The sequence below is a fragment of the Actinomadura soli genome, from assembly GCF_005889715.1.
GTDB lineage: Bacteria > Actinomycetota > Actinomycetes > Streptosporangiales > Streptosporangiaceae > Spirillospora > Spirillospora soli.
In genome coordinates, this window is record NZ_VCKW01000205.1 from 1 (window position 1) to 15140 (window position 15140).

Annotated in this window: 17 protein-coding genes; 8 read left to right on the forward strand and 9 right to left on the reverse strand. The window is 70.3% G+C overall.

The features are described 5' to 3' along the window. The 4 genes from ETD83_RS30465 to ETD83_RS30480 all read right to left on the reverse strand — a co-directional run. Positions 1–568 (reverse strand): anthranilate synthase component II (locus ETD83_RS30465; protein ID WP_138648662.1); only part of this gene is annotated, 568 nt, incomplete at its 3' end. 6 nt (positions 569–574) lie between these two features. Continuing rightward, positions 575–763 (reverse strand): hypothetical protein, encoded by a 189-nt coding sequence (locus ETD83_RS30470; protein WP_138648663.1) that lies wholly within the window; start codon positions 761–763, stop codon positions 575–577. Positions 764–772: 9 nt separating this feature from the next. Continuing rightward, positions 773–1405: a class E sortase gene (locus ETD83_RS30475; protein WP_138648677.1), complete on the reverse strand. Its 633-nt coding sequence runs from the start codon at positions 1403–1405 to the stop codon at positions 773–775. A 36-nt stretch (positions 1406–1441) separates the two neighbouring features. After that, positions 1442–2185, reverse strand: a complete 744-nt coding sequence (locus ETD83_RS30480) for a DUF881 domain-containing protein (RefSeq protein WP_138648664.1) — start codon at positions 2183–2185, stop codon at positions 1442–1444. Between the two features lie 81 nt (positions 2186–2266). On the opposite strand from ETD83_RS30480, the gene ETD83_RS30485 reads away from it, so the two are divergent. Continuing rightward, entirely contained in the window at positions 2267–2524 is a 258-nt protein-coding gene (locus tag ETD83_RS30485) for a cell division protein CrgA (RefSeq protein ID WP_138648665.1), read from the forward strand. 224 nt (positions 2525–2748) lie between these two features. Here ETD83_RS30485 and ETD83_RS30490 read toward each other — a convergent pair whose 3' ends face one another. Together ETD83_RS30490 and ETD83_RS30495 are read right to left on the reverse strand one after the other, a co-directional pair. Further along, entirely contained in the window at positions 2749–3645 is an 897-nt protein-coding gene (locus tag ETD83_RS30490; protein ID WP_138648666.1) for a rhomboid family intramembrane serine protease, read from the reverse strand. Between the two features lie 94 nt (positions 3646–3739). Beyond that, on the reverse strand, positions 3740–4264 hold the full coding sequence (locus ETD83_RS30495; protein ID WP_138648667.1) for a peptidylprolyl isomerase: 525 nt from the start codon (positions 4262–4264) through the stop codon (positions 3740–3742). Between the two features lie 172 nt (positions 4265–4436). On the opposite strand from ETD83_RS30495, the gene ETD83_RS30500 reads away from it, so the two are divergent. Together ETD83_RS30500 and ETD83_RS30505 are read left to right on the forward strand one after the other, a co-directional pair. Continuing rightward, positions 4437–4910, forward strand: coding sequence for a hypothetical protein (locus ETD83_RS30500; RefSeq protein ID WP_138648668.1), 474 nt, complete (start codon positions 4437–4439; stop codon positions 4908–4910). Between the two features lie 100 nt (positions 4911–5010). Further along, positions 5011–5820 (forward strand): acyltransferase, encoded by an 810-nt coding sequence (locus ETD83_RS30505; RefSeq protein ID WP_138648669.1) that lies wholly within the window; start codon positions 5011–5013, stop codon positions 5818–5820. Positions 5821–5880: 60 nt separating this feature from the next. On the opposite strand, the gene ETD83_RS30510 is transcribed toward ETD83_RS30505, so the two are convergent. Then, positions 5881–7404, reverse strand: coding sequence for a DEAD/DEAH box helicase (locus ETD83_RS30510; RefSeq protein ID WP_138648678.1), 1524 nt, complete (start codon positions 7402–7404; stop codon positions 5881–5883). Positions 7405–7614: 210 nt separating this feature from the next. Further along, entirely contained in the window at positions 7615–8064 is a 450-nt protein-coding gene (locus tag ETD83_RS30515) for a rhodanese-like domain-containing protein (RefSeq protein WP_138648670.1), read from the reverse strand. Between the two features lie 100 nt (positions 8065–8164). Here ETD83_RS30515 and ETD83_RS30520 point away from each other — a divergent pair, with 100 nt between their 5' ends. Together ETD83_RS30520 and ETD83_RS30525 are read left to right on the forward strand one after the other, a co-directional pair. Beyond that, positions 8165–9151, forward strand: a complete 987-nt coding sequence (locus ETD83_RS30520) for a helix-turn-helix domain-containing protein (RefSeq protein WP_138648671.1) — start codon at positions 8165–8167, stop codon at positions 9149–9151. A gap of 274 nt (positions 9152–9425) precedes the next feature. Further along, on the forward strand, positions 9426–10262 hold the full coding sequence (locus ETD83_RS30525; RefSeq protein ID WP_138648672.1) for a S1 family peptidase: 837 nt from the start codon (positions 9426–9428) through the stop codon (positions 10260–10262). A 93-nt stretch (positions 10263–10355) separates the two neighbouring features. Here ETD83_RS30525 and ETD83_RS30530 read toward each other — a convergent pair whose 3' ends face one another. Further along, positions 10356–10916, reverse strand: a complete 561-nt coding sequence (locus ETD83_RS30530; protein ID WP_171064521.1) for a Uma2 family endonuclease — start codon at positions 10914–10916, stop codon at positions 10356–10358. Between the two features lie 132 nt (positions 10917–11048). Between ETD83_RS30530 and ETD83_RS30535 the strand changes: the two genes are divergently transcribed. The 3 genes from ETD83_RS30535 to cydD form a co-directional block, all read left to right on the forward strand. Then, a complete protein-coding gene (locus tag ETD83_RS30535; RefSeq protein ID WP_138648674.1) occupies positions 11049–12464 on the forward strand; it encodes a cytochrome ubiquinol oxidase subunit I in 1416 nt (471 codons plus the stop codon). Positions 12465–12478: 14 nt separating this feature from the next. Continuing rightward, entirely contained in the window at positions 12479–13504 is a 1026-nt protein-coding gene (cydB, locus tag ETD83_RS30540; RefSeq protein WP_138648675.1) for a cytochrome d ubiquinol oxidase subunit II, read from the forward strand. Further along, on the forward strand, positions 13501–15140 hold a 1640-nt coding region (gene cydD, locus ETD83_RS30545; RefSeq protein WP_138648676.1), incomplete at its 3' end, for a thiol reductant ABC exporter subunit CydD. The genes cydB and cydD, both read left to right, overlap by 4 nt.

A 15140-nucleotide genomic window follows, 5' to 3' on the forward strand; every position in this document is an offset into this window, starting at 1 on the left:
AGAGGTGTATAAGAGACAGGGTTAGAAGTTGGTGGCCGCCGGTGGAGAGGATCGACTCGGGGTGGAACTGGACGCCCTCGATCGGGCGGGTGCGGTGGCGTAGGGCCATGATGACGCCGTCGGGGGTTCGGGCTGTTACGTCCAGGACGGTGTGAGGGACGGTTTCCGGGGCGACGGCGAGGGAGTGGTAGCGGGTCGCCGGGAACGGGTCGGGGAGGTCGCGGAAGACGCCCTGGCCGTCGTGGACGATCTTGCTTGTGAAGCCGTGGACGATCTCCGGTGCACGGGTCACCGTGGCGCCGTACACGTGGGCGATGATCTGGTGGCCCAGGCAGACGCCGAGCAGGGGTGTCCCGCGGCGGTCCGCGTCACGGACGAGGTCGAGGCAGATCCCCGCGTCGGCGGGGTGGCCGGGGCCCGGGCTCAGCAGGACGCCGTCGGCGGACGCGGCGTCCTGGAGGGTGACGTCCGAGCGGTCCTTGACCTCGCAGTCGGCGCCGAGTTCGAGCAGGTACTGGACGATGTTGTAGACGAAGCTGTCGTGGTTGTCGACGACGAGGACGCGCATGGCCGGTCAGCCCGGGGTCCGTGAGCCGGACGGGCTCGGACGGTCGACGACACCGTGGTCGAACTGCACCTTGGGCTCGACCCACGGGAACACGACGTACCAGAACACGGCCGCGACCACGAGGACGAGGCCGAGCGCCGTGGCGGTCTTGGTCTGCCACTCGCCGGGCAGGTGGCGCCAGATCCAGGCGTACACGGGTGCCTCCTAGGTTCCGGCGGTCTGGTCGGCCCGGTTCACCCGGGGCAGCGCGGACGCCAGTTCACCGAAGATGATCATTCGTTCGGCGGCGGAGTACTTGGGGTGGCAGGTGGTGAGCGTGATCAGCGGCTCGGTCGGCTTGCGCTTCGGGTGGAGCGGGACGGGCGCGGTCACCTCCGTCGCCGACGGCTTCACGATGTCGCGGCCGGTGACGGTGTAGACGTACTGCTTGTCCCGGGTGTCGATGAGGATCTTGTCGCCGTGCCTCAGCTCGCCGAGCCGGTTGAACGGGGCGGAGTAGGTCGTCCGGTGGCCGGAGACCACGAAGTTGCCGACCTCGCCGGGGAGCGCGGTGCCCGGGTAGTGGCCGGGGCCCTTGCGCAGGTCCTTGCGCTCGACGCCCTCAATGATCACGAAGCGGTAGTCCTTCCCGAAGCGGGGGATGCGGATCATCGCGAGGCCCTTGCCGAGCAGCACCCGCTCGGTGGTGACCTTGCCCCAGTCCTTCAGGAGCTCGTCGCCGAGGCGGTTCTGCTGGCCCTGGGTGTAGCGGCCGGTGCCCCACAGAGAGTACGTGACGAAGAGCATCAGGATGAGCCCGGCGGTGATGCACAGCTCGCCCATGCCACGGATGACCATCCGCACCGCGCGTCCTCCTCCGTCGGGGGTTCCGGGCTAGCCGCCGGCCGGCACCGTAGCGTGCTTCATCGTCACGTTGCCGGTGTAGGGCGGCAACGTGGCGCGTTCCACGTCCCGCACCGAGTAGCCGAGCCCGTAGGCGTGGACGTACTTCCGGTAGATCGCGATCTCGCGGGACGCGCCGAGCGCCGCGCGGAGCCGTTCCGGGTCGCCGACCGCGGTGATCCGGAACGGTGGGGAGTACACGACACCCTGCAGGATCAGGGTATTGCCCACGCAGCGCACCGCGCTCGTCGAGATCACCCGCTGGTCCATGATCTGCATCCCGGTGGCGCCGCCGGCCCACAGCGCGTTGACGACGGCCTGGACGTCCGCCTGGTGGACGACGAGGTCGTCAGGACGGACGCCGCGGGGCAGATCACCGGACCCCGGCTGCGGCGCGTCGTCCAGCGACACCTGGACGGCGGGGCCCGCAAGCGGGGTGAATCCGGCGCGGGACGCCAGCCGGTCGGCCTCGGACTGGGCGTGTTTCACGCGGGCATCGTGACGTCCGGCCTCGCGGGAGATACCGTCGACCTCGTGGCGGAGGCGCTGGTACTCGGCGCGCTCCTGACGGCTCCGGTGCTGCTCGGCGGCGATGAGCTCGGTGATCCGGGTACGGCCCTGCTCGCGCAGGCTCGTGCCGCGGGCCGTGCTCGCGCTCGCCGCGAACAGGGTTCCCGCGAGGAGCGTGAGAACTGGGATGATGCTTCCCCACGCTGGAAGCCGTACTCTGCACACCAGCGACTACGCTAACCGACAAAACACCCATGCGCGGCCCGGCGCTCCGGCCGCCGGACGCCCGAGGAGATCGAATCCACCGTGGCCAAGTCCAAAGTGCGCAAGAAGGCCGTTTACACGCCCCCGCAGAAGTCCAAGGCCCCGGAGGTCAGCCCGCGCTGGCTGGTGCCCACGATGGTCGGTCTGTGGCTCGTCGGCCTGGTCTGGATCGCCGTCTTCTACGTGACGGCCAGCACCGGTACCGACGTTCCGTACATGACCGACCTGCATAACTGGAACCTCGGCATCGGTTTCGCGGCGATCATCCTCGGCGTGGTCCTGTCGACCCGGTGGCGCTGACCGTTAGTTATCCACAGGTCGGGCATCTCCCACCCCGGCTTTCCCCAGGTTTTCCACAGCCCGCTTCCGGACCTGCCGCGTCCTGAGCAGGCGGAGTGTGGCTGACCCGGTCACTCTTTGATGTGGCCGTCCGCCGGAGTGGCACGTTCCAGTTGGGCGGGAAAGTGCTCCGGACGCCGCTGCCGTGGGCTGGTGGGAGCAGCGGCGTCCGCGCCTTCCAGGACTCAGGTCGCCGGGCTCAGATCCGCCGTTCTGACCAGGACCAGGGTCGCGAGCAGCGCGAGGGTGAGCAGCGGCGCCGCGATGTGGACCAGGTTCCGCCGTGCCGCCGGGGCGTAGGCGTACGCGGCGGCGAGGGCCGCGCCGACCACGAGGCCGCCGACGTGTCCCTGCCAGGAGATGTTCGGCACCGAGAACGTGATGATCAGGTTGATCACCAGCAGGAACACGATCGGCCCGACCGGGCCGCCGAACCGCCGCCCGATCACGAAGAACGCGCCGAAGAGGCCGAAGATGGCGCCGGACGCGCCGACCGCCGACTCCTCCGGGGCGCCGACCAGGTACAGCAGCACCGAGCCGCCCAGGCCCGACAGCACGTAGAGGGCGAGGAAGCGCCACCGTCCGAGCACCTGCTCCAGCGCGGGGCCGACCGCCCACAGCGCCCACATGTTGAACAGGATGTGGGTGATGCCGAACGTCCCGCCGCGCTGGTGCAGGAACATCGTGGTGAACAGCCGGTACCACTCGCCCTCGGCGACGCCTCCGACCGCGCCGTCCGGCAGGACGCCGCGGCCGAGCATCATGAACTCCCACACGACGCGCCACGACGCCAGCTCGGCGAGGTACGCTGCCACGCACGCGCCGATGAGCGTGTACGTGACGACCGGGACGGCGGACGCGGGGCCCCGCGCCCCGAGGACCGTCCGGGGGACGGCCCTGCGGACGCCCCGGTTGCCTTCGGCGACGCATTCGACGCACTGGTGCCCGACCGCGGCGTCCCGCATGCACTCGGGGCAGATGAAGCGGTCGCACCGGGTGCAGCGCACGTACGTCTCCCGGCCCGGATGCCGGTAGCAGGTCGGCACCGAGGTCTCGGGAGCGGGACTGTGGTCTGTGCTCATCTAAGGCTCCGTAGGGCCGTTGCCAGGTCTCACCCGCTACGGGCCAGACCCGGCACGGGTCTCACCCGTCTCGGGGTCTCACCGTATGAAACGACTAACGGCGCTCGATCGTCACCGACTCGAGGACGACGTCCGTGGTCGGACGGTCCATGCGGCCGGTCTCGACCTTGCCCATGCGGTCGACGACGTCCGTGCCCTCGATGACCTTGCCGAAGATGGTGTGCCGGCCCGTCAGGTGCTGGGTGTGCCCGACGCTGAGCGTGATGAAGAACTGCGAACCGTTGGTTCCGGGCCCGGCGTTGGCCATCGCCAGCAGGTACGGCTTGTTGAACTTCAGGTCAGGGTGGAACTCGTCCTTGAACTCGTAGCCGGGGCCGCCGGTGCCGGTGCCCAGCGGGTCACCGCCCTGGATCATGAACTTGTCGATGATCCGGTGGAAGATCGTGCCGTCGTAGAGCGGCGCGTCCGACTTCTGCCCGGTCCGCGGATCGTGCCAGGTCTTGTTCCCCTCCGCCAGGTCGACGAAGTTCGCCACCGTCTCCGGCGCCTGCTCCGGGTACAGCTGGACGACGATCGTCCCGAGCGACGTGGTGAGCTTCGCGAAGATCTCGTTGGCCACGCTGGCCTCCTCCTCGTTGAGTGGGTTCTGTGACGTCCGACGGCGGGGTCGCGGTCATGCCCGAATATGTCACGCTGGGTGACCTGATGGTCGCGTGTTCAGGGTTTACCCCCCGGTCTCTGGGAAGGCTGCATGACAGGACCTCGCAAACAGGGAGGTTAGCGTGTCCCTAATGATCAGTATCCGCCGGAAGCCGCAGGAGGACGGTCTGACCCGGTTCGGACGCGTCCAGGAGACGGCCCGCCAAGGCGCCGACATGTGCCGGCAGGGTGCGTCCTCAGCGGCTGAGCGGATCATGCCCGTCGCGGGCGAGCGCGTCATGATCGTCCGCGGCTGGAGCGCACCGAGGCTCCGGCGGGCCGCCCAGTACGTGGAGACCGGGCTGGCCCCGCGGGTGAGCACGTTCCTGAGCGATGTCGCTCACCGGGTCGAGCCGCCGAAGCCGGCGAGGCCCGGGCGCGTCTCCCTCATGGCGATGATGGGGGTGGTCGCCGCCGTCGGAGTGGCCGGTGCGGTGGCGACGCGGCGCGGCGTCATCCGCGACCTGACCAAGGGTTCCGGTGACCAGGTGGGGGACGCCACGTCGGCCGACTCCATGACGGTCAGCGGCTCCGACGTCGATGGTCAGGTGCATTCTCCGCACTGAGCGCTTCTCGTAGGAGACTCACCGGAGGGCCCGGTCGTTCACGACCGGGCCCTCCGCCATGCGCGTACCGGGGTTTCTACTACCCGGTACGGTGAACGCCATGTCGCGGAAACGCTCGATCCGGCAGGCGCTGGCGGCCGGGGCCAGGCAGCGCGCCCGCCAGGGCGTTCACATCGGCTTGCACCGTGCCTGGGAGTGGGTCCAGCGGCACGGCGAGATCACTCCGCAGACGCCCGGCCACCGCAGGTTCGCCTACCTGGGTGAGGGCGTGTGCATCGGCTTCCCCGTCGGCTCGATCTATGGCGAGCCGTGGATCTCGATCGGCGACCACACCCTCGTCGGGACGCACGTCACGATCTCGGCGGGCTTCGTCCCCGGGCTCGACCTCGGCCCGGACGTCATCGTCCGGATCGGCGGGAGCTGCTCGATCGGGCGCGGCACGCACATCGTCGGCCACCAGTCCATCGACATCGGCGACGACGTCTTCACCGGGCCGAACGTGTACATCACCGACCAGAACCACTCCTACGGCGACCTGCACACGCCCATCGGACGGCAGTGGCCGGAGAACAATCCCGTCGTGATCGGCGACGGCTGCTGGATCGGCACCGGCGCGATCATCCTCCCGGGCACCCGGCTCGGCCGGAACGTCGCGGTCGCGGGCGGCGCCGTCGTCCGGGGCGAGTTCCCCGACCACGCGGTGATCGGCGGCGTCCCGGCCAAGATCCTGCGCTCCCACGACAAGGAGAACGGCTGGCAGCCGCCGCTGCGCAGCGACCCGCTCATGTCGCTGGACGAGCTCGCGGCCCTCTCCGTGAACGGTCTTGAGGGCCTCCAGATCCTCCAGGACAGGCTCCGGAAGGACGCCGTCCACCGCGACGACGACGCCGTCCACGAGGAAGCGGGCTGACAGACCGCACCGGCAAGCGAAGAGCCCCGCCCTGAGGGCGGGGCTCAACGGTGGTGCTGGTCAGTTGTAGCGGGCGGCGCGGCGGTTGCCGTGTGAGCCGCCACCGGTGCGCGGGCCGCCTCCGGTGCGCGGGCCACCGCCCGACCGGGAGCCGCCGCCACGGCGGTCGCCGCTGGGGTGGGAGCCGCGGTGCTCGCCATCGCGGGGCTCGTAGGAACCGCCACGGGGCTCGTAAGAAGCGCCGCGGGGCTCGTAGGAACCGCCGCGGCGGCGTCCGTCCTGGCGGTCGAACGAGCGCGGGCCGCGTCCGCCGCGGCGTCCGCCCGGACGGCCACGGCCGCCTCCGCCGCCCTCGCGGCGCGGACGCTCGGGGATGATCGGCCCCTCGATCGGGATGCCGGACGGCGGCCGCGCGCCGGTCAGCTTGACGAGCTCGGTGTCGCCGGTCGTGACCCGGACGCGGGGCGCGTTGATGCCCGCGCGGCGCGTCATCGCGGACGTCGCGCGCACCTGGTGCGGCAGGACGAGCGTGACGACAGTGCCGCTCTCACCGGCCCGGGCGGTGCGTCCCGCGCGGTGCATGTAGTCCTTGTGGTCGGCGGGCGGGTCGACGTGCATGACGAGGGTCACGTCGTCCACGTGAATGCCCCGGGCCGCGACGTCGGTCGCGACGAGCACGCTGATCGAGCCCTCGCGGAACTCGGCGAGCGTGCGGGTGCGCAGGCCCTGGCTCTTACCGCCGTGCAGGCCCGCCGCGCGGACGCCGACCTGGACGAGCTGCTTGGCGAGCCGGTCGACGCCGTGCTTGGTGCGGGCGAACAGGATCGTCCGGCCCTCGCGGTTGGCGATCTCGGCGGTGACGGCGGCCTTCTCCTTCGGCGCGACCAGGAGCAGGTGGTGCTCCATCGTGTCGACGGACTCGTCCACCGGGCCGATCGCGTGCGTCACCGGGTCGCTCAGGTACCGCTTGACCAGGACGTCCACGTCCTTGTCCAGGGTGGCGGAGAACAGCAGGCGCTGCCCGCCGAGCTTGGCGGCGTCGAGGATGTCGGTGACGTCGGGCAGGAAGCCCATGTCGGCCATGTGGTCGGCCTCGTCCAGCACGGCGATCTCGATGTCGGACAGGTCGCAGGCGCCCTGCCGCATCAGGTCCTTGAGCCGGCCGGGCGTGGCGACCAGGACCTCGACGCCGCGGCGCAGCGCGTCGATCTGCTTGAACATCGAGGTCTGGCCGATGACGGTCTTGAAGCGCAGGCCGAGCCCGCGGCCGAGCGGCTCCAGGTTGGTCTGGACCTGCTGGGCCAGCTCGCGGGTCGGGACCAGGATCAGCGCCAGCGGGCGCTTCGGGGCGGCCTTGCGGCCGGAGAGACGAGCGAGGAGCGGCAGGCCGAACGCCAGGGTCTTACCGGAGCCGGTCTTGCCGCGGCCGAGGACGTCGCGTCCCGCCATGACATCGGGGATCGCGGCCGCCTGGATCGGGAACGGCGCGTCGATGCCCTGACGGGAGAGGGAGCTCACCAGGACCGGCGGGAGGCCGAGCTCGGCGAACGTGGGAACCCGCTCGTCGCCCGTGGTGGCGGGCATGGTCGGGTTCTGTGCAGCGTCAGCTGTGGTCACGCATTACCTTCCGAGAGGGGGGCACGTCTCGGGAGGCACCACAATCCGTGTGGGCTGCAAGGACGAGCCTGACGCCAAGGGGCGTCGAAGAATGATTCCTAGAGTCTAACGTCGGCGGGGCACCTCGTTATGCCCCGCCTCTGCCGGAACATTCAAGCTCACTCGTCCATCGGGTCGTCAGCAGGCGCAGGAAACGGCCCTGATGGGCACGGTGAGCGGGTCGGGGGTGCGGCGCGTGACGGTCCCCGGGGCGGTCTCCACGGGGTGCCCTTCGCGGGCCCAGTACTCGAATCCACCGATCATCTCCTTGACCGGATGGCCGAGTCTCGCGAACTCCAGGGCCGCCCTCGTGGCGCCGTTGCAGCCGGGTCCCCAGCAGTAGACGACCACGGTCGCGCCCTCCGGGACGAGCGCCGCGGCGCGCCCGGCGATCTCGGGGGTCGGGAGGTGGACGGCGCCCGGGATGTGCCCCTGCTCCCAGCTCTCGGCGCTGCGCGCGTCGACAACGATGATGTCGCCCCCGTCCAGGTCGTCTGCGACGTCGGACGCGTCCGTCTCGAACGACAGGCGGGCGGCGAAATGCCGGACGGCGTCCTCGCTGGACACGGCGGGCGGCAAGGCGTTCATCTGACCTCCTTGAGCGGGTGTTTCGGTACGGCTCAATGCTGCGGGACGGCCGGATCGGTGGGACAGTGGCGTGATCGCCTACTGCCGATAAGATTTCGCCATGCAGGTCGCTCCGCCGGGACGGCGGCACACGGTGTCGGTACTGACGTTCGACGGCATGACGCCGTTCGAGCTCGGCTCGGTCGTGGAGGTCTTCGGGCTGCCCCGGCCGGAACTGGACGTCCCCTGGTACGACCTCCGCGTCTGCTCGCTGGAGCGCGGCCCGATGCGCACGGTAGGCGGCTTCACGATGACCGCCGAGCACGGGCTGGACGTGTTCGCGTCCGCGGACACGGTTTTGGTCGTCGCCGTCCCCGACGTCCGGGCGGCTCCCCCGCCCGAGGTCGTCGCCGCGCTGCGGCGGGCCCACGCCCGCGGCGCCCGCGTCGTGTCGATCTGCTCGGGCGCCTTCGCGCTCGCGGCCGCCGGACTGCTGGACGGACGCGAGGCCACCACCCACTGGCGCTACGCCGACCTGCTGCGGCGCCGCTATCCGAAGGTGCGCGTGAACCCGGACGTCCTCTACGTGGACGGCGACGACGTGCTCACCGGGGCGGGCAGCGCCGCCGGGCTCGACATGTGCCTGCATCTCGTCCGCAAGGACCACGGCGCCCGGATCGCGAACGCGGTGGCACGGCGGCTGGTCGTCCCGCCGCACCGGGAGGGCGGGCAGGCGCAGTTCGTGGAGGCCGCCGTGACGCCTCCGGCGGACGACGACGCGGTCGCGCGCAGCATGGCGTGGGCGCTCGCGCATCTCACCGAGCCGATCACGGTCGCGCGCCTGGCCCGGGAGGCGCACCTCGCGCCGCGCACGTACATCCGGCATTTCCGCCGGCAGACGGGAACGAGCCCGCTCCGCTGGGTCATCGCCCAGCGGATCATGGCGGCGCTGCCGCTGCTGGAGGAGGGCGCGGCACCGATCGAGGAGATCGGCGCGGCGGTCGGCTTCGAGAGCCCGGTGACGTTCCGGCACCATTTCGTCCGGGCGATGCGGACCTCGCCGTCCGCCTACCGACGCACCTTCCGCGCAACGGCCACGGCTCAATGACGGTGGCGTAATGGTGCCCGCCCATCCACAGGCCAGGGACGATCCCGTTCCACGGATGCTCCGCGTCCGGCGGTCGGCTGTGCAATGCCTGCCCGATTCGGCGCGTTTCCCCAGGCCAGTCGAATCAACGCTTCTCGGGTGCCGGGAGCCTGGTTACGATCACGCTGCTGGCACGTTCGTCCGAGATCTGAGCGCTGCCGGTACCGGGGGGCCGGACGCCATCGCCAATCCAGTCGAACTGCCACAACCGAAGAAACCGAGAGGACCCCCCGCCATGCAAAGACGCTTTCTCGGCGTGCTCTCCGCCGTGCTCCTCGCCCTCACGACGCTGACCGCCATGGCGTCCGTCTCGTACGCCGCTCCCGCCCCGCAGACCAAGGCCGCCGACTTCACCGGGATCGTCGCGCTGAGCAACTGCTCCGGCTCGCTCGTGCGCACCCCCAACTCCGCCGACAGCGACCCCGCGATGGTGCTCACCAACGGCCACTGCCTCGAGACCGGCATGCCGTCCGCCGGACAGGTGATCACGAACCGCGCGTCCAGCCGGACGTTCACGCTCCTGAACCCGAGCGGCGGAGACCAGGCCACCCTGCGCGCGACGACGCTGCTGTACGGGACCATGACCGACACCGACGCGGCCCTGTACAAGCTCAGCAGCACGTACGCCCAGATCAAGCAGCAGTACAACGCCCCCGCCCTGGAGATGGTGCTCCAGCGTCCGGCCTCCGGCGGCACCCTGCACGTCGTCTCCGGCTACTGGAAGCGGATCTACACCTGCCAGCTCAACGGGTTCGCCTACCGCCTCCGCGAGGCCGAGTGGACGTGGAAGGACTCGCTGCGTTACACGTCCCAGTGCAACGTCATCGGCGGGACGTCGGGCTCCCCCGCCATTGACGGCGCGTCCGGCAAGGTCATCGGCGTCAACAACACCATCAACGAGAGCGGCGGCCGCTGCACCCTGAACAACCCCTGCGAGGTCGACGAGCAGGGCACGGTCACGGTCCGCCGCCAGATCGGCTACGCCCAGCAGACCTACACCCTCGCCAACTGCATAGCCCCCGGAACCACCCTCGACCTCAACCGATCCGGCTGCACCGTCCCCCGCGGCTAACCCCAAAACAGACCGCCTCGCATCCCTCAACGTGAGAGATGCGAGGCGTCTTGTTTGTTTCGCTCTGCATTCAGGCCGACACGCCAGGCAGGGTCAGTGATCGCGGACGGGCTTGAGCTCGATGTCGAGGCCGAAGGGCGAGGTGACGGAGATCCGATCGTGGTGGACGCCGGTCGCGACGTATCGTCCGGTGGCGTCGTCGATTTCGTAGGTGTAGATCGCGAACGCCGGTGCGAGCTGGTCGGTCTCGACCCGCCAGAAGTGACGGATTCCCGCCTCTGCGTATAGCTCCGGGTGCGCCCGCCGGTCTTTGCGCTTGGTGGACGGCGACACCACCTCAACGACGAGGGTCACCAGGTCGGCGGGGATGGGACGTTCATAGGGGTCGTGATCGGTGGAGTACACGACGATGTCAGGCGCCATCTCGACCGGCTCGGTCTCGTCGTCATCCAGGAGAACGTCCACGTCCGTGTCGACCTGCCACGCGGCGGGAGCGGCGTCCTCGATGCGGGTCGCCAGGCGGCGTGCGACGCGTTGATGAATCGGACGAGGCCGCGGCCTCGGGACGAGTTCTCCGTGGACGAGGCTGACTCGCACCGGGAGGTCTTCGGGTAGCGCCTCGAACTCCGCGCGGGTCCAGGTTGGTGCGGGCACTCGGGCCAGCGTAGCCGTGCCGGACTTCCTGTGAGGGAGTTAACGACGTGCAGTAGTACTACAAGCCGTAGTATATTCCACAGGACGTAGTACTACAGCTTGTAGTAGATGAGCCGGAGGGCGGCCCGCGCCATGGATACGGTCGATATCGCACGGTGGCAGTTCGGGATCACCACCGTGTACCACTTCCTGTTCGTCCCGCTGACGATCGGGCTGTCCGCGCTGGTCGCGGGGCTGGAGACGGCCTGGGTCCGGACGGGGAAGACCGCCTACCTGCGCGCCACCAAGTTCTGGGGCAAGCTCTTCCTGATCAACTTCGCGATGGGGATCGTCACCGGCATCGTGCAGGAGTTCCAGTTCGGCATGAACTGGAGTGACTACTCCCGGTTCGTCGGCGACGTCTTCGGTGCGCCGCTCGCGATCGAGGGGCTGCTCGCGTTCTTCGTCGAGTCGACGTTCCTCGGGCTGTGGATCTTCGGGTGGGACCGGCTGCCGAAGAAGGCTCATCTGGCCTGCATCTGGCTGGTGGCGATCGGGACGCAGTTGTCGGCGTTCTTCATCCTGTCCGCGAACTCCTGGATGCAGCATCCCGTCGGCTACCGGATCGACGAGGAGACCGGACGGGCCGTCCTCACCGACTTCTGGGCCGTCCTGACCAACCCGACGCACCTCGTCGCGTTCCCGCACACGATCACTGCGGCGTTCGTCACCGGCGGGATGTTCATGGCGGGCGTCAGCGCGTGGCATCTGGCAAGGCGCAAGAACGTGGACGTGTTCCGGCCGTCGCTGAAGCTGGCGCTGGCCGTCACGGCGGTCGCGTCGGTCGGGGTCGCCGTCAGCGGCGACCTCCAGGGCAAGGTCATGACCGAGCAGCAGCCGATGAAGATGGCCGCCGCCGAGGCGCTCTACGAGACCGAGCAGCCCGCCTCGTTGTCGATCTTCACCGTCGGGACGCCGGACGGCGACGAGGAGGTCTTCGGGATCAAGGTCCCGCGCGTCCTGTCGTTCCTGGCCACCGGCACCTTCGACGGCGAGGTCAAGGGGATCAACGACGTCCAGGCCGCCGAAGAGGCGCGGCACGGGCCCGGCGACTACCGGCCGTTCGTGCCCGCCATCTACTGGAACTTCCGGCTCATGGCCGGGGTCGGGATACTCACCGCGCTCGTTTCGCTCGGTGGGCTGTGGCTGCTGCGGCGTGGGCGCCTGCCGTCCAACCCGTGGGTGTATCGCGTCGGGATGCTGTCACTGACGCTCCCGTTCATCGGCAACTCCGCCGGATGGATCTTCACCGAGATGGGACGGCAGCCCTGGTCGGTGTACGGCGTGATGAAGACGTCCGCGAGCGTGTCGCCGGGCGTGACGGCCTCGTCGATGCTCATTTCGGTCGTCTCGCTGACCGCGCTCTACGCCGTCCTCGCGGTCATCGAGGCCGGGCTGATGCTCAAGTACGCCAAGGCCGGGCCGCCGTCCGAGGACGAGGCGCTCCCACCGCCCTCCGACGATGACGACTCCGACGATTCTGAGCGCTCGCTCGCGTTCGCCTACTGAAAGGAGCGGCGGTCATGGAACTCACCACCGTCTGGTTCATCATCATCGCCTTCCTGTGGACGAGCTATTTCTTCCTGGAGGGATTCGATTTCGGCGTCGGCATGCTGCTGCCCGTCCTCGGCCGCAGCGATGTCGAACGGCGCGTCGTCATCAACACCATCGGGCCCGTCTGGGACGCCAACGAGGTGTGGTTCATCGTCGCCGGCGCCGCCATGTTCGCAGCGTTCCCCGAGTGGTACGCCACCCTTTTCAGCGGCTTCTACCTGCCGCTTCTCGCCATTCTGCTGGCACTGATCATCCGCGGCGTCGCGTTCGAGTACCGCGGCAAGCGCGACGACGCGCGATGGCGGTCCCGCTGGGACAAGGCGATCTTCTGGGGCAGCCTCGTCCCCGCGTTCCTGTGGGGCGTGGCGTTCGCGAACATCGTCCGCGGCGTGCCGCTGGACGCCGACCACGAGTACGCCGGGACGCTCACCGACCTGTTCACCCCGTACGCGCTGCTCGGCGGGCTGACCACGATGGTCTTGTTCGTCCTGCACGGGGCGGTGTTCCTGGCGCTCAAGACGTCCGGCGACATTCGGGCGCGGGCCCGTTTCGTCGCGAGCGTCGCCGCGGTCGCGGCCATCGCCGCCGGCGGGAGTTTCCTGCTGATCACGCAGCTCGACCACGGCAAGCCGGTGACGTGGCTGACCGCCGGGGGCGCCGCGATCGGGCTGGCCGTCGCCGCCGTCGCCAACCGGAGGGGCCGCGAGGGCTGGGCGTTCATCGGCACCGGCGCCGCGATCGTGCTCGCCGTCGCGACGCTGTTCACCTCGCTGTTCCCGGACGTCATGCCGTCCACCCTCGACGCCGCAGGCACCCTGACCACCGGCAACGCCTCCTCGACGCCCTACACACTCACGATCATGACGTGGGTGGCGGCGGTGTTCACCCCGATCGTGATGATCTACCAGGGCTGGACGTACTGGGTGTTCCGCAAGCGCATCGGCACGTCCCACATCCCGGCGCGGGCGCCGCGGAAATCCGAGCGGGCGCGATGAAACCCCTCGATCCCCGGCTGCTGAAGCACGCCCGGACGACCCGCGTCTTCCTGGTCGCGTCCGTCGCGCTCGGCGCCGCCACGGCCGGGCTGATCATCGCGCAGGCGACGCTGCTCGCCGGGATGCTCACCCGCGCGTTCCTCGGCGGCGCCACGCTCGGGGACCTGCGCGTCCCGCTGCTGCTCCTGCTCGCCGTCGTCCTCGGCCGGGCCCTCGTCGCGTGGCTGCAGGAGGTCGCCGCGCACCGGTCGTCCGCCGCCGTGAAGTCGCAGCTGCGCGCCCGGCTGCTCGCGCACGCGCTGCGGCTCGGCCCGCGCTGGCTGTCCGGCGAGCGCAGCGGCGAGCTGGCCACCCTCGCCACCCGCGGGATCGACGCCCTGGACGACTACTTCTCCCGCTACCTGCCGCAGCTCGTCCTCGCCGTGATCGTGCCGGTGGCGGTGGGGGCGCGCATCCTGCTGGGCGACTGGCTGTCCGCCGTGACGATCGCCGTGACGCTGCCGCTCATCCCCGTCTTCGCGATCCTCGTCGGGCTCACCACCCAGCGGAAGATGGACCGGCAGTGGCGCACACTCTCCGTCCTGTCCGCACACTTCCTGGACGTCGTCGCCGGCCTCCCCACACTGAAGATCTTCGGCCGTGCCCGCGCCCAGGCGGACAAGATCCGCGAGGTCACCGGCCGGCACCGCCGCGCCACGATGTCGACGCTCCGGATCGCGTTCCTGTCGGCGCTCGTCCTCGAACTGCTGTCGACGCTCTCCGTCGCGCTCGTCGCCGTCTCCATCGGGCTCCGGCTGGTCGAGGGCGGCCTGGGCCTGGAGACGGCGCTGCTCGTCCTGATCCTGGCGCCGGAGGCGTACCTGCCGCTGCGCCAGGTCGGCGCGCAGTACCACGCGAGCGTCGAGGGCCTCACCGCCGCCGGACGGATCTTCGAGGTGATCGAAACGCCCCTGCCAGCCTCCGCCTCCGGCGGCCGCACCGACGTCCCCGACCTGGCCCGCGCCACGATCCGCCTGGACGGCGTGACCGTCGCCTACGACGGACGCGACGCCCCCGCCCTCGACGGCCTCTCCCTCACCGTCCACCCGGGCGAGACGGTCGCCCTCACCGGGCCGAGCGGGGCCGGGAAATCCACCGCGCTCTCCGTATTGCTGGGGTTCGTCCGGCCCGATTCCGGCCGCGTCCTGGTCGACTGGGCCGACCTCGCCGATCTCGATCCCGACGCCTGGCGCGCCCGCATCGCGTGGGTCCCGCAGCGCCCCCACCTGTTCACCGGGACGATCGCCGCCAACATCCGCCTGGGCCGCCCGGACGCGTCCGACGCCGACGTCCGCGCCGCCGCCCTCGCCGCGAACGCCCTGGACTTCATCGACGCCCTGCCGGACGGGTTCGACACGCGGCTCGGCGAGCGGGGGCTCGGCCTGTCCGCCGGACAGCGCCAGCGCATCGCCCTGGCCCGCGCCTTCCTGCGCGACGCGCCGCTCCTCCTGCTGGACGAGCCGACCTCGAACCTCGACACCGAGAGCGAGGCGGCGGTGCTGGAGGCCGTCCGGCGCCTGGCAGCCTCCCGCACCGTGATCCTGGTCGCCCACCGCCCCGCCCTGGCAGCCCTAGCCGACCGGACGATCCCCATCCC

What these genes read in the sequence shown, in the direction of transcription:
- ETD83_RS30510 (WP_138648678.1), bottom strand. Translation starts at nt 7,404, where the DNA reads ATGCCCGCCACCACGGGCGACGAGCGGGTTCCCACGTTCGCCGAGCTC.
- ETD83_RS30525 (WP_138648672.1), top strand. Translation starts at nt 9,426, where the DNA reads ATGCAAAGACGCTTTCTCGGCGTGCTCTCCGCCGTGCTCCTCGCCCTC.
- ETD83_RS30475 (WP_138648677.1), bottom strand. Translation starts at nt 1,405, where the DNA reads ATGGTCATCCGTGGCATGGGCGAGCTGTGCATCACCGCCGGGCTCATC.
- cydB (WP_138648675.1), top strand. Translation starts at nt 12,479, where the DNA reads ATGGAACTCACCACCGTCTGGTTCATCATCATCGCCTTCCTGTGGACG.
- ETD83_RS30505 (WP_138648669.1), top strand. Translation starts at nt 5,011, where the DNA reads ATGTCGCGGAAACGCTCGATCCGGCAGGCGCTGGCGGCCGGGGCCAGG.
- ETD83_RS30535 (WP_138648674.1), top strand. Translation starts at nt 11,049, where the DNA reads ATGGATACGGTCGATATCGCACGGTGGCAGTTCGGGATCACCACCGTG.
- ETD83_RS30515 (WP_138648670.1), bottom strand. Translation starts at nt 8,064, where the DNA reads ATGAACGCCTTGCCGCCCGCCGTGTCCAGCGAGGACGCCGTCCGGCAT.
- ETD83_RS30500 (WP_138648668.1), top strand. Translation starts at nt 4,437, where the DNA reads ATGATCAGTATCCGCCGGAAGCCGCAGGAGGACGGTCTGACCCGGTTC.
- ETD83_RS30490 (WP_138648666.1), bottom strand. Translation starts at nt 3,645, where the DNA reads ATGAGCACAGACCACAGTCCCGCTCCCGAGACCTCGGTGCCGACCTGC.
- ETD83_RS30520 (WP_138648671.1), top strand. Translation starts at nt 8,165, where the DNA reads ATGCAGGTCGCTCCGCCGGGACGGCGGCACACGGTGTCGGTACTGACG.